A 22676-nucleotide genomic window follows, 5' to 3' on the forward strand; every position below is an offset into this window, starting at 1 on the left:
AACATGAGAATCCTTTTACTTTATATATTTCTGTTAATGAACGGTTTTGCCGCGGCCCAGAATGCAGTGGCTGAGCTTAAATTCGAAGAAGCAGAAATTGCCTTTAATAACCGGGATTTTGAGCAGACCATCGAAAAAGTGAATGAGTTTGAAAAGGTACTTGGCGGGATGACGGATAAATCTTTGTATCTGCGCATTGTATCTCAGAAAAATCTTTTTAACCCCTACAGTTTTTACGCTGACGAAGAGCAGTACAACCTTTATGTATCTTTGGATAACAACATTAAAAAGTACCTGAAAGCGACCGAAAAGAACGGGCTGGATGATAAATTCAAAGAAATATATGCGGAGGGGGAAAGCCTTAAAAAAATGAATCTGATCAAAGATAAAAAGGCCTGGCTGAAAGAGAAAAAACGCAGGGAAGATGAAACCGAGGCCAGACGTAAATATGAGGAGGAACTCAGGGAGGAATGCAAGAATAACTTTAAAGAATATACCCTCGAGAGCTTACGGACAGGAGTGAGCATCGAAGAATTTCAAGCACAATATCCTGATATACTTACCGGCAAGTATAAATCGGCAAAAGTAAGCGAAGGATCACAGGGATCAGCAGTGTACATTTACTATTCAAAAAATATCAACTTTGAGGATAAAAGGAATTTTGTCTTTCCTTACAACGCTACCACCGGCAAACCCATTTACGACAAGACTGTCCACGCTGTCTTCGTGCAGGACGGGACGGTCGTGGGTTTTCAGAAACAGGTTCTTTACTATAACAGTCAGGGGGAAGGAAACCTCGACATGAACAGTGCGCAAGCGGCGTTATTTCAGCATATTCAGGAGCAAAAGGATACTCTTCAGAACTGTGCGAACGATATCAAATATTCATCTCCAGAAGGGCAGGATATGTGGTCTTTTGATGGTAAAAACATAACGCTTTTCCGCGATGTCTATAAGGATGAAAAGGGTAAACGTTGGAAAATGTCACTGACGACACGTGTACTAAAAACAAAATAAATAATAGAAACTATGAACATGAAGAAATTAGTAGCGTTAGTAGCGCTGGCCGCATCAACTTTTGCCTTCGCGCAGGAATTAAGTCTCACCGGTGGTGTCTCAAAAATTGACGAAAGGGTAGAGGGCGAACAGGCCAACCACAGCTATGGGCCGATGGTAAAATTTAATTACGTGCAGTGGATCGCGCTGAATGACGCAAGATTCTCTGTAAATCCGGGCCTCAGCGCGGGTTTATACGGTACGAAACTGGAGGAGACAGACGACCTGCTTATGCTGTCATACGTGTCGTTACCCGTTGAACTGGTATATAAAGTGAAACCTGTAGGAAGCAGTTTCTTTGTGTCTGCGGGCGGTTATTTCGGAGTTCTTCTTAAAGCTGAAACCGACCGTGGAGAGCTGAAGATCAACGATGGAGACTATTCTTATAAGAACACCGATTATGGAATCAATCTCGGAGTAGGTTACGCATTCGAGAAAGGACTTACTTTAAGGGCCGGATATACCAAAGGGTTAGCTAACATTCTGAATTATCCTGAAGGAGAAACGGACAGTTACATCAAGAACTCCAACTTTGGTCTTACAATAGGTTATATGATTTTTAGAAAGAGAATTTAGAATATAAAAATATTATTGCTGAAAAAGAGAGGGTTGCGCACCTTCTCTTTTATTTTAGCAGCCCGCAAATTTTGAGTGTATTTATAATAACTCAGTAATAGCCGACAGCCAAAAGCAACAAACTCTAAATTGTTTAATTGAAAGCATAGCAAAGATGAATATTCAAAATAATCGCCCTCTTTCTTGAATCCTACATTTTGGCCGCGCTGCGCGAACACAAAGACCGCACCCACTTTACCCTTCTTGAAAAACTGCCGCGCTTTTACCACGAAGCCAAAAACAGGGATACCCTGCTGAAGCTTATTGCCAAGCTTAAAAACAAAAAATGAAACTCAGAGTTTTAGTGTTTCTTTATGTAACCAAGGTAACAGGAAACCGAAGGGATTTAAACGAACTTTGTAAAAAAAAGAAATGAACAGCATTTGCCCCTCCCATCTTTCCTCGTCAGGAGAAGATTTTCTGCTTCTCGATATCCGAGAGCGGTTTGAATTCAATACCTACCGCAGAGTTTTTCCAAATCTGAAGAATATCCCTTTCAGTGAATTCGATGAGGAACTTCCGACTTTGGATAAAAGCAGGAAAACATTACTCACTGTAACAACGGACTGCGCAGCCGAACCGCCGTGCAGTTTCTTACCGAAAGAGGCTTCAGCGATGTTTCCTATGTGACGGGCGGTCTGGTGAAATGGCAGCAGAACGGTCTGCCGATGACGGGTACTCCGCCGGATTTCATATCGCATTCCTTGTCAGATTCTAAGGACTGTTCTGCCTGAAAAATCAGCAATTAAACTTAAAATAATTTTGGGAAAAATCTTCCGGTCCTCCTACGGTAGTCCGCATAGGTGGGATATTTCTTCATGAGCTGCTTTTCCTCGTAAGTCGATTTCAGATAGAAAAGAAGCAGCAGACCGAAGGCAATGATGAGTTTGTGTAAAGACCCGGTGCCTGCTGCATATCCAAACACCGGAAGGATGATACCGGTATAAATCGGGTGTCTTACCCATCGGTACAGGCCGGATTCAATAAGTTCGGCTCCTTTTTTTGGGGTGGGAAAAACGGTAAGGCTTCTGTTCAAATTAATTACTGAAAATACGGCGATGGCGAGTCCGAGAACCGCCAAAGCCATTCCCGAAACGGTAACCGAAGCCGGAACTTTCACCCTTAGAAGCCATTCAAAGACATAGCCGGCGAAAAGCATCAACTGCAGCCCTACGAAAATATAATCCTGCGCCGTTTTCTTCATGGCCATAATTTTGAGATGAGGTTACGGATTCACCGCAATGCTGAAAATCCCTCTCAGTTCATCCACGCCATAACCGGTGGCTTTGTCTTGCGGGTAAAGAGATTTAATTTTCAGATGGGTCTTTTCCGCCAGTTCTTTGCCGGGCGTTCCGTGGCACTGTAGACACATGGCGTTGGTGACGATCGGGGAATAATAATAGCCGTCTTTCAGGAGGCCTTCAGGCATTTTACCGGCAGCAAGCATGGCTTTATAGGTTGTAATGACCGCGAGCTCTGAAGGATTGGCAGCATTGTCGGGATTCCGGTATTGATCCGAAACCCTTTTAATGGTTACCTTATATTTTTTTGAAATACTTTCCGTCAGCGGTATCGCATTGATGTTGCAGAATTCCAAAGCGTTTTCCGGGCCGCCTTCCGCGATTTTCTGTTTCAGTTGAGAGCCGAGGAGCTGCTGGGCTTCTGTGGCATAATTTTTAAGGATTTCCTCGTCCGGAATTCCCTGCTTTTTCTCCGCCGGGATTTCAGTCGCGGTGTTTTCAGTCACTTGGGTCTGCTCTTTCTGGCAGCTTAATGCCGTCATTAAAATAGCTCCGGCTGCTACCATGATCACTTTTTTCATGAGTGTGTGTTTTAAGGTTGAGATGCTTTCATTCAAATTTAAAGAATAAAAGGCAGATTTCTGCCTTATTATTCATTTAAAAGTGCATCGATTTCTTTATAAAAAGACGCTTTGCTGTAGTCGGCCATACCGGCGTGGTGAAGACGTATCTTTCCGGTTTTGTCGAGCACCACCGTTGTCGGAAGTGACCCGTTGAAATAAGCCGTTGGAATATTCCCCGCCGGAACAAGGAACGGAATGGTATAATTCCCCTTTTTCAGATAGTTTTCACCCAGTGAAGCCTGGTCATCAAGGTTTACGGTGAGAAAAACGACATCCGGATTACTTTTATATTTGTCGTAAAACTTCTGAATCGAAGGGAACTCCGCTCGGCAGGGCGGACACCACGATGCCCAGAAATTCATAAACACGACTTTCCCTTTCATGTCTGCAGTGCTGATCGTGTTGCCGGACTGGTCTGCCACCGTGAAGTTTTCGGTAATGATTTTGGTATCATTGGCTTCGGTCTCAGCTTCGGATTTCTTTTCCACGCTGGAATTCATAATTCCGGTAGAAATGATCTGCCGCATGAACCATGCTTTTGCATCGGGGCTCACGAGCAGCAGGACGAAGAACGCAAAAAGAATTGCAGTACTCCAGTTTTTCCTGAACCATATTTTAATTTTCTCCATTTTTAAGTTTGTTGATCTGTTATTTCAGGAGCTGTTTCCGCACTTCGGCTTCTTCTACAAAGCCAAGGCTCTCCCAAATGATTTCGTTGTTTCTGTATAATTTAAGAACCGGCAGGGCAGAAACGTTCATCGCTTTGCACAGTTCTGTATTGTCATCGGCATTCACCCTTACAATTTTAACTTTCTCAGGCATTTCTGCGGCTATTTTCCTAAGGTAAGGTTCCATTTTTTTACAAGGCGCACACCAGTCAGCATAAAAATCGACAAGCACCAAACGGTCGCTTTTCAGCTCCTCATTGTATTGCTGTAAACTCATGCCTTGCGTAGCTGCTGCGGATTTTAACTCGGGCAGGTTTTTGCTGCGCCATTCCATCATTCCTCTGTTCATCTCATAGATTTCTTTGTAACCCATTTCCTTCAGCTTTTCTGCTGCGGCTGCACTTCGGGGCCCACTGAGGCAGTACACAAAAACAGGTTTTGCCGGATCCAGAGTGGCTGCTTTTTCTGCGAAATCATCAGCATTCCAGTCGATGTTTACCGCGTTCTGAATATGCCCTTTTTTATATTCGTTAAGGGTTCTTACATCCACCACTTGGGCATTAGGAGTTTTTTTCAGTTTTTCTGAAAACTCGGTCGCAGAAAGTGATGTTGTGCTTGCGGTGTTCTGGGCTTTGCTGCAGCTGGTCATGACCAGAGCGAAAAGAGCGATGATGATACTTCTGTACATATTTTAACTGTTTTCTTTGATTAAACGTTCGAGTTCTTCGGCGGGAAATACCCCCGACTGTTTCCATTTTACTTCTCCGTTTTTAAAGATCATCAGCGTAGGAACGCTTCTGATTCCATATTTTGCCGCAACGCCCTGGTTTTTATCGACATCTATTTTAATGATGGTCGCCTGGTCGTTTACGCGTTTTTTAAGGTCTTCCAGAATGGGTGCCTGCATTTTGCACGGGCCGCACCATTCTGCAAAAAAGTCTACCAAAACAGGTTTGTCCTGACTGATAAGTTCCTGAAATTTTGACATGTTTTTTACTATATTTTGATTGTACTTCTTCGAATTCTACTTCATCCGTATCCGGGCCGGATGATTTACGGTCCGGAACCGCACAGTTCCCGCCGGCACAGCAGCCGATGTTCAGCAGGGGCATGATGATCAGCACTGCGGCAAAAATCGTCATGAACAAATTGGCTGTCCTTACCGCTTCTGTCATCAGGAAAAGTCCTAATGCCAGACGGAGGATGCGGAAGATATTCCAGTTTGTGGTGATATTCTGAATCATTTTTGGATTTTAAGATATTACGGGATTTTCTTTTTCGCGCCATTCCTTCATCCCACCGGAATAGTTTTTTACATTATTGAACCCGTTTCTTCTGAGCACGGAGTAGGCAATCGCAGAGCGGTCGCCGCTTTGGCAGTGAATAACCACCTGTCTTTCTTTGCTTATTTTATCGAGGTTTTGCTGAAGCGTTCCTACAAAAACATTTTCTGCACCTTCCACATGCCCTTCTTCATATTCGGTTTTTCCTCTTACATCTACGATCTGCACTTCTTCTTTGCCAAGATAGGTTTTAAATTCTTCGATACCCATAACGTCGGCTTTCTGGAGTTCAATGCCCGGTAAATTGACGTCGGAAATAAATCCGGCAATCCTGTCGAGACCGATGCGCATGAGTTTTCTGGTGATTTCATCCATTTCTTCTTCCGCAGCCACGATCACGAAATCTTCATCATAATTCAGCAGCCAGCCGGCCCATGTACTCAGCGTTTTGTTGTTCTGGATATTGATGCTACCGGGAATGAATCCTTTTGCAAATTCCACTTTATTGCGGGTGTCGATTACCTTTATGCCGTCATTATATTTTTTAAGGAATTCCGTTTCCGAAAGTTTCGCATGTTTCGGAACTTCGGTCAGTAAAGGCCTTTCAATTTTATTGAGCTTTTTCATCATGGCAAAATACTTCGGCGGTTCCGGTTGACCTTCCAGCAGGTATTCTACAAAACCATCCTCATTATTTTCGTAGCGGAATGCCCAGTTTCTGATCTTCTCATACCCAACAGTAGAACTTGGAACGGAGCCCAAAGCTTTACCACAGGCTGAACCGGCACCGTGTCCCGGCCATACCTGAATATGAGACGGAAGTTTTGAAAAATCCTGTACCGACCGGTACATTTCGTGTGCACCTTTTTCCTGGGTGCCGGTAAGTCCCGCCGCTTTTTCGAGCAGGTCGGGGCGGCCGATATCGCCCACAAAAACAAAGTCTCCAGTGAAAATCATCACGGGTTCATCGCTTGCAGGATGATCGGTGAGCAGGAAACTGATGCTTTCAGGCGTATGTCCGGGGGTATAAATGACTTCTAATGTCAGGTTCCCGACTTGGATTTTATCGCCGTGTTTCAAACCTTCGTGTGGAAATTCATATTGCCAGTCTGCGCCGCCCTCATCCGAAAGATATAGCTGAGCGCCTGTAATTTCTGCAAGTTCGCGTGAACCCTCAAGAAAATCTGCGTGAATATGCGTTTCGGTAATATGGGTAATCTTAAGATTATTTTCTTTTGCGATCTCCAGATACGTATCCACATCACGTTTTGCGTCGATCACAATTGCTTCTCCTTTTGCCTGGCAGCCAATTAAATAACTGCCCTGGGCTAAACTTGTATCATATATGTGTTTAAAGAACATGGTAAATATTTTTAAAAATGGTTGTTATTGGTGTTTTTGAAGGCATCAAATCTGATACCTTATTTTTTAATTGCGAAAATCCGGATTACCGAGGCTTCACCCTGATGAAATTCCCCTTCAGCAAGAACTACTTTCTCTTCTGTTGCTTCGATGAATTCAAAATCATTGAAATCTTTTTTCAACTCTTCAATATTATAAAGCATCGTGGCGTCCCGGGGACCGCCTGCTTTCGGATTGAACTTCTGAAATGTGGTGTGCTCTTTCGAAAATCCTTCAATGATCAGATGTCCGCCCGGTTTCAGAAATCTGCTCAGCTTCCGGTGATAACTCCTTCTGTTTTCTCCCGGAAAGTGAGCAAAGATGAGTGCCAAAGCATCAAAACTGTTTTCGGGATACCGTATGTTTTCAACATGTGAAATGGTATAACTGATCTTAACATCATATTGTTCTGCAAGAAGAAGCGCCTTATTTTTCCCCGCTGTACTTTGGTCAAAGGCTTCGACTTCCCAACCCATTTTTGCCATAAATACGGCATTCCGGCCTTCGCCTTCCGCAGGAAGCAGAATTTTTCCGGGACGGAGATCCGCAGATTTTTCCTTTAAATAATCATTGGGTAACGTTCCGTAAGCATAATGTTCATCGGCGTAACGCTGGTTCCAGAAGTTCTGTTGATTCATAATCATTATATTAAGTCCTGAATTCTTTAGTGCAAAATTAGTGAATCTGAAATGCCGGATTGGTAACCTGTGTTACTTAAGGTTTGAATGATGGCTGTGAGAAAGAACTTTATTTCCGTAATTTTGTAAGATGGAAATCACTGAATCAATTAAAGACCTTTTCGAGCCAGAACTGATGGAGGAGATCCTTGCCGTCGGTAAAAAGAAAACAGCCAAAGAAGGTGAAGTAATCATCAGTATTGGGCAGCGTTTGCTTTTCATGCCGATTGTACTTCAGGGAACCTTAAAAGTATCCATGATGCAGCCCGACGGCCGCGAAATGCTGATGTATTACCTGAATGCAAATGAAGGCTGTGCCATGTCGTTTACCTGCTGCATGCAGGAAGCCAAAAGCGAAATTATGGCCGTTGCCGAAGAAGACGTGGAAATGTGGATGATCCCTGTGGAATATATGGATTCCTGGATGCACAAATATCCGAGCTGGAAGAGTTTCGTGATGCGTACCATGCAGAACCGCTTTTTCGAAATGCTCAGGGCTTTGGACATGGTAGTTTTCAATGGTCTGGACGTGAGGCTCAGCAATTACCTAAGGGAAAAATCTAAAATATCCGGAAAAACCGTGCTGAATGTCTCCCACGAAGAAATAGCCAACGATTTGGCCAGTTCGCGCGTTGTAATCAGCCGGCTTCTAAAAAAACTTGAAAACGACGGTAAGGTGCTGCTTTACCGAAACCAAATCAAGCTGCTGAAAGATTTTTAAACAAGTCATATTATAAAATAGTGCACACGGCCCCGCGGCCGTGTTTTTTGATTCCGTTTTTTTCCTATGTAACTCAGGTTACCTTCTCAACTCCGTATAGCCTATACATTTGCACCAAATTATACGGAACATGAGAAAACTATTGATTACCGCATTTGCAATGCTCTTCACGCCAGTCCTCTGGGGACAGGAGACCGTGCAGGTTTCCAGGCAGGATCTGGAAGCAAGAATCGAAAGTAAAAACCTTCAGCTTAAAATTGCATCTGCAGAAGTACATTCTGCCGAGGCTGATCTGCTGATGTCCCGCGCGATGCATTTGCCCAACATTAAAGCCAGCTATACGGGGATTTCCACCAATAATCCATTGATGGCCTTTGGATCTAAACTCAATCAGGAAAGAGTGACGATGGAGGATTTTAATCCCGCCAACCTCAACAATCCTAAGAATATTTTCAATTTCGCCACCAAACTCGAAGTGCAGCAACCCATTTACAATAAAGATGCGGTGTACCTAAAGAAAGCCGGTGAAGTTAAGGTGGAAGTGCTGAAACTGAAACAGGAGCGCACCCGCGAATATCTGAAATTTGAACTGAACAAAGCCTATATGCAGCTCCAGATGGCATATAAAAACGTGGAAGTGCTGGAAGGCGCAAGAGCCACCGTTCTGGCCAATAAAAAAGTCATCGACAATTATTTTAAAAACGGAATGATTCAGAAATCTGATGTACTGGATATGAACGTGCGCGTTGCAGAAATCGACAGCCAGATCCGTTTTGCAAATTCGAATGTGCAGAACGCCTCCGACTATCTTTTCTATCTGATGGATGAATCTCCGGAAAATAAAGTGATGAAACCTTCCGAAACCCTCGAATATCAGGAAGATCTTCTTACACCGGATCCTGTATTGAGTACGGAGCGAAAAGACCTTCAGGCATTCCGTAAATCCTTGGAATCCTATGATTATTTAGTAAAATCTTCGGAAGCTAAATTTTTGCCCAGGTTGAACGCATTCGGAAGTTTTGAACTGTACGACAATAAACCTTATCAGTTCAATGCCAACGGTTATGTGGTGGGAGTTGAACTTTCCTGGAATATTTTCGACGGAATGAAAGCCAAAAGCGAAATCGCTAAATACAAAGCCGATCTGGCGAAATCTGAAACAGAAGTAGCGCAGTACCAAAAACAGAGCACCCTTGAACTTACAAAAGCATACCGCCAAGTAAACGATGCTGATCATAAAGTAAAACTTAGCAAACAGGCGTGGGAACAAACCGCCGAAGCGTACCGAATCCGCAAGAACCGATATGAGCAGGGGCTTGAAAAAGCTTCGGATGTTCTGAATGCAGAAACGCTGATGTCTAAAAAAGAACTCGAATATCACCAGTCGGTGCTGGAATACAATACTGCTTTGGAATATTATAAATTTTTAAAGTAAAAATCCCGAAGATTTTACAAATCAATCTTTAATGTCACCGTTATCATCGATTTCTCAAAAAATCATAACTCAGAAAAATAATCTCTTATGAAAAAACATATTTATCTTTCATTACTGCTTGGTTCAGCCCTTCTTGCAAGCTGTTCCTCCGATCCCGCAGCAATTGCCGACAACACCAAGCCGGTACAGGTAACGCTTAGCAGCACGGGAACAACCGACGCATTGGGATACGTTAATGCAAGTGGGAAACTTGTGGCAAAAAACTCCGTCAATGTATCGACCAGAATGATGGGCTATATCACGATGCTCAGAGCGGATGTGGGAGATTTCGTAAGTGCAGGTCAGTCCCTTGTAAGCATCAATAATACTGATATTCAGGCAAAAGGCGGACAGGCGAATGCCCAGATTGCACAAGCGCAGGCGGCATTCAACAGCGCTTCGAAGGATTACCAGCGTTTCCAGAATCTTTATAATTCACAAAGTGCTTCCCAGAAGGAACTTGATGATATGCGTGCTCGTTATGAAATGGCGAAAGCGACATTGGATGGCGCGAGAATGATGAAAAGCGAAGTGAATTCACAGTACCGCTACACCAACATCAGTGCACCGATTTCCGGAGTGGTAACTGCAAAATTTGCAAGCCAGGGCGATCTTGCCAATCCGGGCATGCCGATCCTTACGCTTGAAAGTTCCGGGAACTTACTTGCGCAGGTTCTGGTTTCTGAACAGGATATTACCTTAATCAAAACCGGTATGCCGGTAAAAGTTCTGATGAAATCTACCAATAAAGAAGTGGCGGGACAGGTTTCAGAAGTAAGTCTTTCCGCAACAAATACCGGCGGACAGTACGTTGTAAAAATCAGTGTTCCCCAAAGTAAAGAATATCTGCCGGGAATGTATGTGAATGTGCAGTTTCCGTTCAAAAGAAGCGGAAGCGTCAATCAGGATTTTCAGGAATCCGTAAGCGTACCGAAATCAGCACTGGTTGAAAACGGACAGCTCACCGGAATCTACACCGTAAGTTCAAGCAATACCGCGCTTCTCCGCTGGGTGAAAACTGGTAAAGTTATGGGTGATCATGTGGAGATTCTTTCCGGCCTTACCGCCAAAGAACCTTATGTCGTTTCCGCAAAGGGAAAACTGTTTAACGGTGCAAAAGTAACCACAAAATAATGTGATGATTTGATGGTGAGATCATGTGCTGATTTAATGTCGGCCGATAAAATGATCTTACCAGCACACTAACTAATTACCTGATTATATTATGGAAAAAGGAATCGCAGGACGTATAGCCGAGTTTTTTATCAATTCAAAATTAACCATTCTGTTAATGATTGCATTGATGATTATCGGGGTGTACAGTTCCACATTAATACCTAGAGAAGAAGAACCGCAGATCATTGTGCCGATGGCCGATGTAATGGTAGGTTACCCAGGCGCCAGCCCCAAAGAAGTGGAGAGCCGCGTCGTAAAACCTTTGGAAAAAATAATCTCCAACATCAAAGGAGTAGAGCATGTGCATGCCATGGCGATGAACGGCCGTGCTATGATTATTGTTCAGTTTTATGTAGGTGAAGATACCGAACGTTCTTATGTGAAGCTTTATGACGAGTTGATGAAGAATAAGAACATGTTCCCGAACGGTATTATGGAGCCGATGGTGAAAACCCGTTCCATTGATGATGTTCCGATGTTGGGACTTACGTTGTGGAGCGAAAAATACAATGATTTCCAGTTAAGACAGATCACCGAAGAGTTGGCTTCCGAAATCAAAAAAGAAAAAGATGTTTCTCAAACCAACGTGATCGGAGGCCGCCCACGACAGCTGAAAATCATCCTCGACCGTGAGAAAATGGCTGAAAGTGCTGTAGATCCGCTGGCGGTAATGCAGATGATTCAGGCCAACAATGGCAGCGCACAGAGCGGAAGTTTTGTGAGCAATGATACTGAATATTTGCTGAAAACCGGCCAGTTCCTCACTTCTCAGGAAGATGTTGAAAATCTGGTGGTCGGCACTTCGCAATCAATGCCGGTGTATCTGAAACAGATCGCTACGGTGACCGACGGACCTGCTTCGCTTGCCAATTATGTAAGCATGGGCTTCGGGAAAGGAACTGAAAAAGGAGTTGAGAATCCTTCAGAATATCCTGCAGTTACGCTTTCTGTCTCAAAAGTGAAAGGGGCGGATGCGATGAAGATTTCTGAGAAGCTTCTGGAGAAAGTGGAATCTTTAAAGAAAACCTTAATCCCAAATGATGTTCACGTGGAAGTCACCAGAAACTATGGTGAAACCGCTTCGCATAAAGTATCCGAACTTTTGCTTCACTTAGGTGTGGCGATTGTTGCAGTAACCATTCTTGTAATGCTGGCGATGGGTTGGCGTGGTGGACTTGTAGTGTTTCTTTCGGTACCGCTTACTTTTGCTCTTACGCTTTTCAGCTACTATATGCTGGGGTACACGCTGAACAGAATTACGCTTTTTGCCCTTGTTTTCGTGGTGGGAATCGTGGTGGATGACAGTATCATTATCGCAGAGAATATGCACAGGCATTTCCACATGAAGAAACTGCCGTTTAAACAGGCTGCAATTTATGATTAATGAAGTTGGAAACCCAACCATCCTGGCGACCTTTACGGTAATCGCTGCAATTTTACCGATGGCCTTTGTATCCGGAATGATGGGTCCTTATATGTCGCCGATGCCGATTGGAGCGTCGATTGCCATGTTGCTTTCACTTTTCGTTGCATTGACGGTAACTCCATATCTGGGTTATCATCTGCTTAAAGTGAAAGATGAAAAAGAACATCAGGAAGAACAGGGATTGGAAACCGGTTTCATCTATAAATGGTACAAGAAAATCGAACAGCCGTTCCTGGACAGTGGTAAGAAAAGATGGACCATGCTGGGAATTACCGGAGTTTTACTAATGATATCTATGCTCGCTTTCTTTACGAAATGGGTGGCAGTGAAAATGCTTCCGTTCGATAATAAAAATGAAATTCAGGTCGTGATTGACATGCCTGAAGGAACTACGCTTGAGAAAACATCAGTGGTGGCCAAAGAGGTTTCACAGTATCTGAGAACCGTTCCGGAAGTTGTGAATTACCAGAATTATGTAGGAGCTTCATCACCGATTACCTTCAACGGACTTGTTCGTCATTATGATTTGCGGGGTGCGAGCAATACTGCGGATATCCAGGTCAATTTACTGAACAAAAGCGAACGCTCCAAACAGAGTCATGATGTGGCTAAAACCATCCGTCCGGAAATCCAGAAGATTGCGAAGAAATATGCAGCCAACATCAAGATTGTTGAAGTTCCGCCAGGTCCTCCTGTACTTTCTACCATCGTTGCAGAAGTGTACGGACCGGATTATCAGGAACAGATCAGAATCGCAGATGAAGTTCAGAAAATCCTTATTAATACAGAAGATGTTGTAGATGTTGACTGTATGGTGGAAGCGCCGCAGGGTGAATTCAAAATCATTCCTGATAAAGAAAAAAGCATGTTGAACGGTATCGCGCCGCAGCAACTTGTAGGAAATCTGAATTATCTTTTAGGAGAATATCCGGTTTCTACGCTTTATGATGAAAAAAGCAGCCAGCCCATTAATATGGTGATGAAACTGGATAACAGTGAAAAATCAAACATACAGGATATCACCGCGCTGAAAGTGAAAGGTGTTGCAGGAAATATGATGCCGGTAAGCGACGTGGTAAAAGTAGAAAGAGATACGCTGGAAAAAAGCATCTACCGCAAAAACCAGAAAAGAGTAGTGTATGTTTTGGCTGACATGGCAGGAGCCCTGGAAAGTCCGGCGTATGCGATCCTTGGAATGGAAGAAAAACTGAAAAAAATTAAACTTCCGGCAGGTTATAAAATCAACGAACTGTATATGGAGCAGCCAAAAGATGAAAGCGACTATACGGTGAAATGGGATGGAGAATGGCAGATTACGCTTGAAGGTTTCCGCGATTTGGGTGTTGCGTTTGCCGTGGTGATCATCATAATTTATATGCTGATTGTAGGCTGGTTCCAGAATTTCAAAACACCGATGGTGATGATGGCCGCTATTCCGCTTTCTTTGGTAGGAATCGTGTTGGGACACTGGCTTTTGGGCGCATTCTTTACCGCCACTTCATTTATCGGGATGATTGCGTTGGCAGGAGTTATGGTAAGAAACTCTGTTCTTCTCATCGACTTTATTGAAATCCGTCTGAATGAAGGAATTCCCATCAAACAGGCGATTATTGAAGCCGGTGCGGTGCGTACAACCCCAATTTTATTAACAACGGGAGCAGTAGTCATCGGAGCTGTGATTATTCTATTTGATCCAATTTTCCAGGGACTTGCAATTTCGCTGGTTTTCGGGGCGATTGTATCTACAATACTTACGCTGATTGTAGTTCCGCTGATCTATTATATAACCGAAAAGAAAAAATGGGAGAAAATACACGAAGCAAATGTGTCTGATGAAGAAGAATTTAATCTCAACCGAAACAATAATTTACCTGAATAAATTCAGAATAACTTATCACTAACCTCAGGACGCGGCCGAATTTTGTGCCGGCCGTGTCCTTTTAAATTTCAAAACAATGAAACTCATTCATATTACCGCAGTAAAGGAATTCGAGAAAAAAGTAAAAGATATTTTGCTGCATTCCGGAGTTCAGGGATTTTCTTATCATGAAGTCCGCGGATTTAAGTCCAACGGTTCGGTATCTTCTTCCGAAAATTGGTTTGCTTCTTCAGGTGTGGAGAACGAATCTTTAATGTTTACCGTATTTGCAGATGACGAAGTGCTTGACAAGATTGCTGAACGCATCCGTAAATTCAATACGCAACAGGAGTTCGAGTCCAGGATTCACCTGGCTGCCGTAGCAGTAGAACAGATTATTTAATAATAAAAACAGAACAATTATGAAAACAAGAACGATACACGCCGTAGCCGGCACCATGATTTCAGCAAGCCTTCTTTTGGGGATTTTTGTGCACCAGAACTGGTTTTTTCTTACCGGATTTGTAGGCATCAATCTTTTTCAGTCGGCCTTTACCAACTGGTGTCTGCTGGGGAATATTCTGGAGAAATTAGGAATTAAGGATAACGCAGGTGACAGCTGCTGCTCATAATTAAAATGATTTAAATATCCAGATTTTCGTTCACTCAAATTCTTCGAAAGGGATTTTGAGCTGAACGGAAATCTGTTTTTTTTCCTGAGTGTTGAGGTTGGAGAGTGAAAGTCCCAACAACCGGACCGGTTTGTCGAAAGGGCGCAGTTCCCAGAGTTTCTGTGCGGTTTTATAGAAATCCGTCGCACCGGCGAAATACACTTCCTGGGTTTTGCTCCGGGTATATTGCGTAAAATCTTTGTACTTGATTTTCAGCGTTAAAGATTTACCTTTGATTTCTTTTTTGCTGAGCCGGGCTTCGAGTTCTTCACTAATGAGCTGAAGCTGTTTAAAAACCGAATCTTCATCGAGCAGATTCTCCCAAAAAGTTTCTTCTACCGCGACACTTTTCTGGATACGGTGTGATTTCACTTCACTCATGTGAATTCCGCGCACCACATTGTAGTAATAGTTTCCGGATTTTCCGAAGAGGCGGATAAGTTCTTCCAGAGATTTTTTCTTAAGGTCTGCACCTTTGAAGATGTGCATTTCGTGCATTCTGTTGGCGGTTACTTTTCCGATTCCGTAGAATTTCTCTATGGGAAGTTCTTCCATAAACTTCAGAATTTGGGTGGGATGAATGGTTTTCTGCCCGTTGGGTTTGTTGTAATCTGAAGCGACTTTTGCCAGAAATTTATTCACCGAAATTCCTGCCGAAGCCGTGAGACCGGTTTCTTCAAAAATCCTTTGTCTTATTTCTCTGGCGATGTCATTAGCCGATTCTATTCCTTTTTTATTTTCAGTAACATCCAGATACGCTTCGTCCAGCGACAGCGGTTCCACCAGATCAGTGTATTCATAAAATATGGTCCGGATTTGCTGCGAAATTTCTTTGTACCGCTGAAATCTTGGCTTTACGACGATAAGTTGCGGACATTTCTCGAGTGCCATTCTCCCCGGCATTGCAGAACGGACTCCGAATTTTCGCGCTTCATAACTTGCTGCTGCCACCACGCCATACTGGCCGCCACCCACCGCAATGGGTTTTCCGCGGAGCTCCGGATTGTCGTGCTGTTCTACGGAGGCGTAGAACGCGTCCATATCGATATGAATGATTTTGCGTTGGGGTAGCATGAAGCAAAATTAAGAAATTTGCTTTTCGGAAAAGAGCATAAAAAAACTGATGATCCGGCGGTTGAACTTTTGCAAATTCTGTCGCTGAATCATCGGTTGAAGTTTTTTGTTCTGTTTGGGCTTCAGGTACTGATTTCAGATTAAATTCAAATTCCTCAGTTTTTGGGGTTTAGTTTTTTGTATCTGCAGAATCTTAAATCCCTAATCAATTTCCTGACTTGAATAATCTCAATAACTAAAGGTGATAAATTTTAACGGTTTTTCTCCACATAGCTGAGTACGGTGTTATTGAAGTCTTCTCTTTTATCGATATTTACGTTGATCGGCCAGTAATAAACCAGATCACGCAGATAATCAAAGGTTTTCAGTCTTACATAATCTTTTTCTGTGGTGAGGATGATTTTATATTCGCCAAGTTTTTTGTATTCTGCGACAATGTTTTTAATGTCCTGATCGGTGAAATTGTGATGGTCTTTGAATTTAAGATGTTTCACCCGTTGGGAGAATTTCGCCAGGTGGTTGATTAAAGGCTTTGGATTGGCAATTCCCGTAATCAGCAGGATGTCGTAATAACTCAGATTATTATCGGGCAGAAACTTGTCTCTGCTGTAAACATTCTCGTCGTAGCCAATGCTCGAAAAAAATACTTTCTGGTAATGCTGCGGTTTGATTCTCGAAATATAATACTGCTTGTTCTCTTCCGTTAAATCCTCCGGACATTTAGAGACCATGATGATCTGTGCGCGAGCTGCACCACTTCGGCTTTCGCGTAAGTCGCCTGCAGGAAGTACAAAATCTTTAAAATAAGGATCGTTATAATCGGTCATCAGAATGTTGAATCCCGCTTTTATTTTACGGTGCTGGTACGCGTCATCCAGAATCAGAACATCCAGATCCATATCGTCAATCATTTTTTTTGCGCCGGGCACCCGTTCTTCCGAAACCCCTATGACAAAACGGTTTTTGAAACGTTCGAACAGCTGCATCGCCTCGTCACCCACCGTTTTATAATTGCTGTCGTAATTGGTAATGCCGTAGCCTTTGGTCAGCCTGCCGTAACCGCGGGACAGGACTCCGGTTCTGTAATTTTTGGAGAGCAATTCTGCCAGATACATTACCATAGGAGATTTTCCGCTTCCGCCCACAGAAAGATTTCCGACATTGATGATCGGAGTTTTAAATTTCGTAGATTTAGAAATTCCCCAATCATACATTACGTTTCTGATGCTTGTTACGAAATGATAACCAAGGGAAAAAGGGTAGAGATACCATCTTTTCATACGCTGCAAAAATAGGGATTTTTCGGAGTAAAGAAAAGTCAGGTTTCACTAATTTTTCATGAAATGATGATGTTTTATTTTTGAGGATCTTAAGGATAATAATTAGGCGCTACCACGCTAATTTTAAACATTTTGTTTAAATTTGCTAGATTAGATTAAAAGGCATGAAAAAGAAAAATGTAGCCGTAGTAATGGGTGGATATTCCGATGAGTACAAGGTTTCCCTGAAAAGCGGACAGCTTATTTACGATTCTCTGGACCGTGATTTATACAACGTTTATAAAGTCGTAATCCTGAAAGACGAATGGTATTTTGTAGATGACAGAGACCAGAATCTCCCCATCAATAAAGCAGATTTTTCGGTCACCCTTGAAAGTGATTACAAAGTGAAATTTGATGTATGTTTCAATATCATTCATGGGAAACCGGGCGAAAATGGTGAACTGCAGGCTTATTGGGACACTATCGGACAAAAATATACCGGCTGCGGTTTTTACCAAAGTGCCTTAACTTTCAATAAAAAAGATACCCTCGCGGTGCTTTCAAAATACGGAATCCCTTCTGCCAAAAGTGTTTATCTGAGAAAAGGAGACTCATATAATGCTGATGAAATTATTGCAGAGCTGAACCTTCCGCTGTTTGTAAAGCCCAACCAAAGCGGTTCTTCCCTTGGTATTTCTAAAGTAAAAGTAAAAGAAGATTTTGCTAAAGCAGTAGATTTTGCCTTTGCTGAGGACGACGAAATTTTAATAGAAAGTTTCCTGAACGGTATGGAGGTTTCGGTGGGCGTTGTAGATTTCAATGGGGAAACCATTGTACTGGGAATTACAGAAATTGTTCCCCACAAAGAGTTCTTCGATTACGAAGCCAAATATGAAGGCGCTTCTGAAGAAATTACGCCGGCAAGAATTGATGAAGAAACCCGCAAAAAAGTGGAGGAAATTGCTAAAAAAGCCTATAATTCTTTAGGCATGAGCGGTTTCTCCCGAAGCGAATTCATCATTATGAACGGAATTCCATACATGTTGGAAATGAATACCAATCCCGGATTTTCACCAGCTTCAATCCTGCCGCAACAGGCGAAAATTTACGGTATATCCATTAAAGATTTATGCGGAAACGAAGTGGAAAAAGCTTTGCAAAAAAATTAAACTGAAAAACTATGAAAGTAGCTGTTTTTCCGGGTTCGTTTGACCCGATTACGCTTGGTCATTACGATATTGTGGAAAGAGCTGCCCCGCTTTTCGATAAGATCATTATTGCGATTGGCCAGAATTCACAGAAAAAATATATGTTCTCGCTGGAACAACGCGTAGAATTCATCAAGAAAACATTTGAAAAATTCCAGAATGTGGAGGTGGATCATTTTGAAGGTTTAACTATCGATTATTGCCACAGCAAAAATGTGAACTTTATTCTCCGCGGACTAAGAAATCCCGCAGATTTTGAGTTTGAAAAAGCCATTGCCCAAACAAACCGGGAACTTACTAAAGAAAATCAGATTGAAACAATTTTTCTTTTAACTTCAGCCGGAAAATCATTTATCAGCAGCAGTATTGTAAGAGAAATTATTACCTTCGGTGGTGATTATGAGCTTTTGGTTCCGGATACAGTGCGGGTTCCAATAAAAAAATAATATTTTGCAGGTTCACGAAAATCTTAATCTCGCCATAGAATTACTCGGCACGGTAGCTTTTGCCATGTCGGGAAGTTTCGCTGCAATGCAGAAACGGCTTGATCCTTTTGGGGTTTTAATTATTGCTTTTATTACTTCGGTTGGCGGAGGAACTGTACGTGATGTGCTGCTGGACGTTCCGGTTTTTTGGATGCATGATCTGATCATGTGTACGGTAATTTTTATTACCTGTATTTTTTCGATGATTTTTAAATCAATAGAGAACAAATTCCAGGTGACGCTGTTTATTTTCGACAGTTTCGGGCTGGGACTTTTTACCATTGTTGGAATTCAGAAGGGTTTGAATGCAGATCTTCATCCATTGATCTGTCTTACTTTGGGCACTATTACCGGCTGTTTTGGCGGTATTATCCGTGATATTTTACTCAACAGGATACCGCTTATTTTCAGGAAAGAAATATATGCCACGGCTTGTATTGTAGGCGGAAGTGTTTTTCTTATTTTGGTAAATTACAGCCGGTTATCTTATGCTTTTGTGCAGATTTCCACCATTTTGCTTATTGTTGCAATACGTACACTGGCAGTGAAATACCACTGGCAGATGCCTAAGTTTTATGGAGTGGAGCAGAATTCGGAAATGTAATATGTTCCGTCTGATGCTGACTGGGTGATGCGTGATGGATTCTGGGTGCTTATTGACCAATTCATAAAAAACCTTACAGCATAAAAAAATCCTGAAAATTTTCAGGATTTAATTATTTACAGTGAAAGCATTTTAATGGAATTTTCCGCGCTGTCTCATGTTCGGATTGTGCATGTGTTTCTGCATCGTTGGCATTTTCAGCTGATCTTTCAGCATCTTGATCTGCTCGGTCATCATTCCTGCAGAATCTAATCTTTTTGCTTCTTCGAGCAGTTTTGTCGCTTCCTGTCTTCTGCCTTTCTGCATTGCACCTGCAGCAATGTTAAGCGTTGCCATGGCACGGTCGTGTTTCATGTTCAGGCCATATTCCAACGCTTTTTTCATCAGAGGTTCTACTTTTTGAGGATGATCCTGCGCTAAAGTAAGTCCTTGTAAATAATGGAAATAGCCATACTGAGAGCGGTGAAGCTGAGATTCGAAATTGGTGATTTTAGAAAGCCATTTGGTCGCTTTCTCCATATTCTGCTTTCTCAGATACCAGAATGCAGCCAGGATATATTCATTTTTGAAGAACAAAAGCACCGGAATGGAAGAAAGGAGTACGACTACGATTCCCCAGCCGATGTTACGGTTCATCATGAGAGAAATTCCAGCGGCAATCATTAAACCTGCGATAACGAATTTTATGTATTTGTTCATTGTTAAAATTTATGAGTGCAAAGATAGAAATTTGAGGTTAACTTCAGAAGTTAGATTTCAGACTTTTTCTGTAAGGTTTGGAAACAGAAATTGTAGTTGTTTTTTTCATCTTTTTCATGGCAGGTTTCTGAAGTTTTCTCCCAGATTTTCGGATTGATTTTCGGGAAGAATACATCAGCATCCAGTTCTGCTTCCACCTGGGTTACTTCCAGTTTGTCGGCCAGATCAATGGTCTGTTCGTAAATATTGCCGCCTCCGATAATGAAGATGTTCTCATCCAATTTTTTTGCGAATTTTATCGCTTCCTTTATACTCCCGACAATTAGGATGCCTTCTTCAAACCAGTCTTTTTTACGTGAAACCACAATATTAGTGCGGTTTGGCAACGGTTTGCCAATGCTTTCATAAGTCTTTCGGCCCATGATAATCGGGTGTCCTGAAGTAATTTCCTTAAAATGTTTTAAATCCTTGGGCAAATGCCATAACAGTTGATTGTCAGCACCAATCTCATTCTTTAAACCCATCGCCACTACAATTGTGATCATTTTTCTTAAATTTTCACAAATTTAGCATATAATTTGTATATTTGGGTACCTATCATTAAACATTAAAAATATTAAACTATGAGAAACAGAGGTTGTATGAGCGCCGGAACCATCGGTATTGCTCTTCTCGTTATTGCCGCAATTTTATTTTTCTGGGGCAAAAACGGTTATAACAGTTTCACGACCAAGGAACAGAATGTGAATACAAAATGGTCTAACGTGGAAACGGTGTACCAAAAGCGTGCGAACCTGATCCCAAATCTTGAAAGAACAGTGAAATCCTATTCGCAATTCGAGCAGGAAACATTAACGAAAGTGATTGAAGCACGTTCAAAAGCAACTTCTATCACGGTAGACCCAACGAATATGACTGAGGCTGACATGGCAAAATTCCAGGCAGCACAGGGTGAATTAAGTGGAGCGTTGAGCAGGTTGATGGCCGTAGTAGAGCAGTATCCCAATTTAAAAGCGGATCAGCAGTACATGAATTTCCAGAGGGAATACACCGCGATTGAAAACAGCATCCGAAGCGAAACCGTTTATTATAACGAAGCGGCTCAGGACTATAATACTTCGATCAAGACTTTCCCGAATAATATTTTGGCCAACTTTACCAACTTTAAAGAAAAGCCTTATTTCAAAGCTGCAGCAGGAGCCGAAAAAGCACCTGAAGTATTCACTAATTAATGAGCAATTTCCTTACAGATGAACAGATGGCTTCCCTTGTGGAAGCCATTCAGTCAGCAGAAGATCATTCTACCGGCGAAATCCGTGTGCATATTGATTCCAATTCTGAAGGAAACAATGCGGAGATTGCTTTTGAAGTCTTCAAAACCCTTTGCAAGGATAAAACTGCGGAAAAAAACGCGGTGCTTTTTCATGTAAATTTCGAGCAGCATTACCTCACCATTATTGGCGATGCCGGCATTCATCAGAAAGTTCATCAGAATTTCTGGGACCAACTGCACGATCAAATTACAGCGGAATTTGCCAAAGGAAATTACCACGACGGTTTAAGGAATGCCATCCTTAAAACCGGTTTCGAACTCAAAAAACATTTCCCGGTGTCGGGAGAAAATCACAATGAACTGTCGAATGAGATTACGTTCTCTACATAAATTTCTTTCTGTTCTTTTTCTGGGGCTGAACATCTTTGTTCTTGCCCAGTTAGTCCCTGCAAAACCAGCGAAAATCTTTCCTGTGACAGACGAAGTAGGCTTGTTGAATGCAACCGAAAGGGAGCAGCTTAACCAGAAGCTTATTAAATTTTACGACTCCACTTCTACCGAAATAGCAGTGATTATTATTCCCACCACAAAAGGCGAGGACATCAATTATCTCGCGACCATGTATGGTGAAAAGTGGGGAATCGGGGAAAAGGAGCAGGACAACGGTATCGTATTTCTGATAGCGACAGAAGACAGGAAATTTGCCATTCAGCAGGGCAGGGGTGTTGAGAGATATCTCACTGCCTCTGTGGCAGGGCAGATTCTTGACTACATCGTAACTCCAAACTTCAAACAGGGACTTTGGTATGAGGGAATCAACCGTGGAACGACCGCTTTGATGGAAGTAGTTGAAGGTAAATTCAAACCTATTATAAAGGAAACCCCGGAAGAAGGAGAAATTAGTATTGTGAAAATCATTTTCATCGCATTTTTTGTGATGATGATTCTAAGTATCCTGTTCAGGAACAGAGGCGGGGGAGGAAACCATGATGACGATGACGATGTGATTCTTTCGCGTCGCGGGCGACGAACCTATCCGGGCGGATTTTTCCCATTCCCAGGAAGCTTTGGCGGGGGAGGTTTCGGAGGCGGCGGATTTGGCGGCGGTTCCGGAGGTGGATTTGGAGGTTTCGGCGGTGGCGGAAGCTTCGGTGGAGGTGGCGCTTCAGGGGGTTGGTAAA

27 protein-coding genes and 1 pseudogene are annotated in these 22676 nt (G+C 42.6%); 16 read left to right on the forward strand and 12 right to left on the reverse strand.

From position 1 onward, the window contains the following. The first annotated feature begins 3 nt into the window (after window positions 1-3). The 4 genes from OK344_RS12240 (at window position 4) to OK344_RS13460 (ending at window position 2405) form a co-directional block, all read left to right on the forward strand. Window positions 4-1017: a hypothetical protein gene (locus tag OK344_RS12240; protein WP_265145045.1), complete on the forward strand. Its 1014-nt coding sequence runs from the start codon at window positions 4-6 to the stop codon at window positions 1015-1017. Between the two features lie 18 nt (window positions 1018-1035). After that, window positions 1036-1632 carry a porin family protein gene (locus OK344_RS12245; RefSeq protein WP_265145046.1) on the forward strand — a complete coding sequence of 199 codons (597 nt, stop codon included), beginning with the start codon at window positions 1036-1038 and terminating at the stop codon, window positions 1630-1632. 411 nt (window positions 1633-2043) lie between these two features. Continuing rightward, window positions 2044-2301, forward strand: a complete 258-nt coding sequence (locus OK344_RS12250; protein WP_265145047.1) for a rhodanese-like domain-containing protein — start codon at window positions 2044-2046, stop codon at window positions 2299-2301. After that, complete coding sequence (locus tag OK344_RS13460) at window positions 2256-2405, forward strand: rhodanese-like domain-containing protein (protein ID WP_407936711.1); 150 nt, start codon at window positions 2256-2258, stop codon at window positions 2403-2405. The genes OK344_RS12250 and OK344_RS13460 overlap by 46 nt, the downstream gene beginning before the upstream one ends. A gap of 17 nt (window positions 2406-2422) precedes the next feature. On the opposite strand, the gene OK344_RS12255 is transcribed toward OK344_RS13460, so the two are convergent. The 8 genes from OK344_RS12255 to OK344_RS12290 all read right to left on the reverse strand — a co-directional run bounded on the left by OK344_RS12255 (window position 2423) and on the right by OK344_RS12290 (window position 7525). After that, complete coding sequence (locus tag OK344_RS12255) at window positions 2423-2875, reverse strand: methyltransferase family protein (protein ID WP_265145048.1); 453 nt, start codon at window positions 2873-2875, stop codon at window positions 2423-2425. Between the two features lie 21 nt (window positions 2876-2896). Next, window positions 2897-3493, reverse strand: a complete 597-nt coding sequence (locus OK344_RS12260) for a Tll0287-like domain-containing protein (protein WP_265145049.1) — start codon at window positions 3491-3493, stop codon at window positions 2897-2899. Between the two features lie 68 nt (window positions 3494-3561). Next, a complete protein-coding gene (locus OK344_RS12265) occupies window positions 3562-4164 on the reverse strand; it encodes a TlpA family protein disulfide reductase (protein WP_265145050.1) in 603 nt (200 codons plus the stop codon). A gap of 19 nt (window positions 4165-4183) precedes the next feature. Next, window positions 4184-4891, reverse strand: a complete 708-nt coding sequence (locus OK344_RS12270) for a thioredoxin domain-containing protein (protein ID WP_265145051.1) — start codon at window positions 4889-4891, stop codon at window positions 4184-4186. 3 nt (window positions 4892-4894) lie between these two features. Then, complete coding sequence (gene trxA / locus OK344_RS12275) at window positions 4895-5191, reverse strand: thioredoxin (RefSeq protein WP_265145052.1); 297 nt, start codon at window positions 5189-5191, stop codon at window positions 4895-4897. After that, window positions 5082-5447, reverse strand: coding sequence for a hypothetical protein (locus tag OK344_RS12280; protein WP_265145131.1), 366 nt, complete (start codon window positions 5445-5447; stop codon window positions 5082-5084). Before OK344_RS12280 ends, trxA begins: the two co-directional genes overlap by 110 nt. A gap of 9 nt (window positions 5448-5456) precedes the next feature. Beyond that, window positions 5457-6848 (reverse strand): MBL fold metallo-hydrolase, encoded by a 1392-nt coding sequence (locus OK344_RS12285; protein ID WP_265145053.1) that lies wholly within the window; start codon window positions 6846-6848, stop codon window positions 5457-5459. 59 nt (window positions 6849-6907) lie between these two features. Then, complete coding sequence (locus OK344_RS12290) at window positions 6908-7525, reverse strand: class I SAM-dependent methyltransferase (protein WP_265145054.1); 618 nt, start codon at window positions 7523-7525, stop codon at window positions 6908-6910. Window positions 7526-7655: 130 nt separating this feature from the next. Here OK344_RS12290 and OK344_RS12295 point away from each other — a divergent pair, with 130 nt between their 5' ends. From OK344_RS12295 to OK344_RS12320, 6 genes and pseudogenes are all read left to right on the forward strand, one after another. Then, window positions 7656-8285: a Crp/Fnr family transcriptional regulator gene (locus OK344_RS12295; RefSeq protein WP_265145055.1), complete on the forward strand. Its 630-nt coding sequence runs from the start codon at window positions 7656-7658 to the stop codon at window positions 8283-8285. A gap of 130 nt (window positions 8286-8415) precedes the next feature. Continuing rightward, window positions 8416-9720 (forward strand): TolC family protein, encoded by a 1305-nt coding sequence (locus tag OK344_RS12300; protein ID WP_265145056.1) that lies wholly within the window; start codon window positions 8416-8418, stop codon window positions 9718-9720. An 87-nt stretch (window positions 9721-9807) separates the two neighbouring features. Beyond that, the gene (locus tag OK344_RS12305; protein WP_265145057.1) at window positions 9808-10893 is read left to right on the forward strand and encodes an efflux RND transporter periplasmic adaptor subunit; all 1086 of its coding nucleotides are present in this window, start codon (window positions 9808-9810) and stop codon (window positions 10891-10893) included. A gap of 91 nt (window positions 10894-10984) precedes the next feature. Next, a pseudogene (locus OK344_RS12310) lies at window positions 10985-14240 on the forward strand (efflux RND transporter permease subunit). Between the two features lie 76 nt (window positions 14241-14316). Further along, complete coding sequence (locus OK344_RS12315) at window positions 14317-14622, forward strand: P-II family nitrogen regulator (protein WP_265145058.1); 306 nt, start codon at window positions 14317-14319, stop codon at window positions 14620-14622. Between the two features lie 19 nt (window positions 14623-14641). Further along, window positions 14642-14851 (forward strand): YgaP family membrane protein, encoded by a 210-nt coding sequence (locus tag OK344_RS12320; RefSeq protein WP_265145059.1) that lies wholly within the window; start codon window positions 14642-14644, stop codon window positions 14849-14851. A gap of 30 nt (window positions 14852-14881) precedes the next feature. Here the strand turns inward: OK344_RS12320 and dinB are convergent, their stop codons facing one another. Both dinB and lpxK read right to left on the reverse strand, forming a co-directional pair. Continuing rightward, window positions 14882-15964 (reverse strand): DNA polymerase IV, encoded by a 1083-nt coding sequence (gene dinB, locus OK344_RS12325; RefSeq protein WP_265145060.1) that lies wholly within the window; start codon window positions 15962-15964, stop codon window positions 14882-14884. Between the two features lie 251 nt (window positions 15965-16215). Further along, complete coding sequence (gene lpxK, locus OK344_RS12330) at window positions 16216-17244, reverse strand: tetraacyldisaccharide 4'-kinase (RefSeq protein WP_265145128.1); 1029 nt, start codon at window positions 17242-17244, stop codon at window positions 16216-16218. 164 nt (window positions 17245-17408) lie between these two features. Between lpxK and OK344_RS12335 the strand changes: the two genes are divergently transcribed. Genes OK344_RS12335 through OK344_RS12345 form a run of 3 tightly spaced genes read left to right on the forward strand, consistent with a single transcriptional unit; the run spans window position 17409 to window position 19523 of the window. After that, a complete protein-coding gene (locus tag OK344_RS12335) occupies window positions 17409-18395 on the forward strand; it encodes a D-alanine--D-alanine ligase (protein WP_265145061.1) in 987 nt (328 codons plus the stop codon). Window positions 18396-18406: 11 nt separating this feature from the next. Beyond that, entirely contained in the window at window positions 18407-18880 is a 474-nt protein-coding gene (gene coaD / locus OK344_RS12340) for a pantetheine-phosphate adenylyltransferase (RefSeq protein WP_265145062.1), read from the forward strand. A gap of 4 nt (window positions 18881-18884) precedes the next feature. Then, window positions 18885-19523, forward strand: coding sequence for a trimeric intracellular cation channel family protein (locus OK344_RS12345; protein WP_265145063.1), 639 nt, complete (start codon window positions 18885-18887; stop codon window positions 19521-19523). 132 nt (window positions 19524-19655) lie between these two features. Here OK344_RS12345 and OK344_RS12350 read toward each other — a convergent pair whose 3' ends face one another. Beyond that, window positions 19656-20222, reverse strand: a complete 567-nt coding sequence (locus OK344_RS12350) for a DUF2892 domain-containing protein (protein ID WP_265145064.1) — start codon at window positions 20220-20222, stop codon at window positions 19656-19658. A 50-nt stretch (window positions 20223-20272) separates the two neighbouring features. Next, entirely contained in the window at window positions 20273-20767 is a 495-nt protein-coding gene (locus tag OK344_RS12355; RefSeq protein ID WP_265145065.1) for a dihydrofolate reductase, read from the reverse strand. A 78-nt stretch (window positions 20768-20845) separates the two neighbouring features. On the opposite strand from OK344_RS12355, the gene OK344_RS12360 reads away from it, so the two are divergent. From OK344_RS12360 to OK344_RS12370, 3 genes are read left to right on the forward strand one after another with little or no spacing between them, the layout of a single operon-like run. Next, on the forward strand, window positions 20846-21454 hold the full coding sequence (locus OK344_RS12360) for a LemA family protein (protein ID WP_265145066.1): 609 nt from the start codon (window positions 20846-20848) through the stop codon (window positions 21452-21454). After that, window positions 21454-21885, forward strand: coding sequence for a TPM domain-containing protein (locus tag OK344_RS12365; RefSeq protein ID WP_265145067.1), 432 nt, complete (start codon window positions 21454-21456; stop codon window positions 21883-21885). The genes OK344_RS12360 and OK344_RS12365 overlap by 1 nt, the downstream gene beginning before the upstream one ends. After that, entirely contained in the window at window positions 21863-22675 is an 813-nt protein-coding gene (locus tag OK344_RS12370; RefSeq protein WP_265145068.1) for a TPM domain-containing protein, read from the forward strand. Before OK344_RS12365 ends, OK344_RS12370 begins: the two co-directional genes overlap by 23 nt. Window position 22676 lies beyond the last annotated feature (1 nt).

The organism is Kaistella yananensis (genome assembly GCF_026107505.2).
In the GTDB taxonomy this organism is placed as follows: Bacteria; Bacteroidota; Bacteroidia; order Flavobacteriales; family Weeksellaceae; genus Kaistella; species Kaistella yananensis.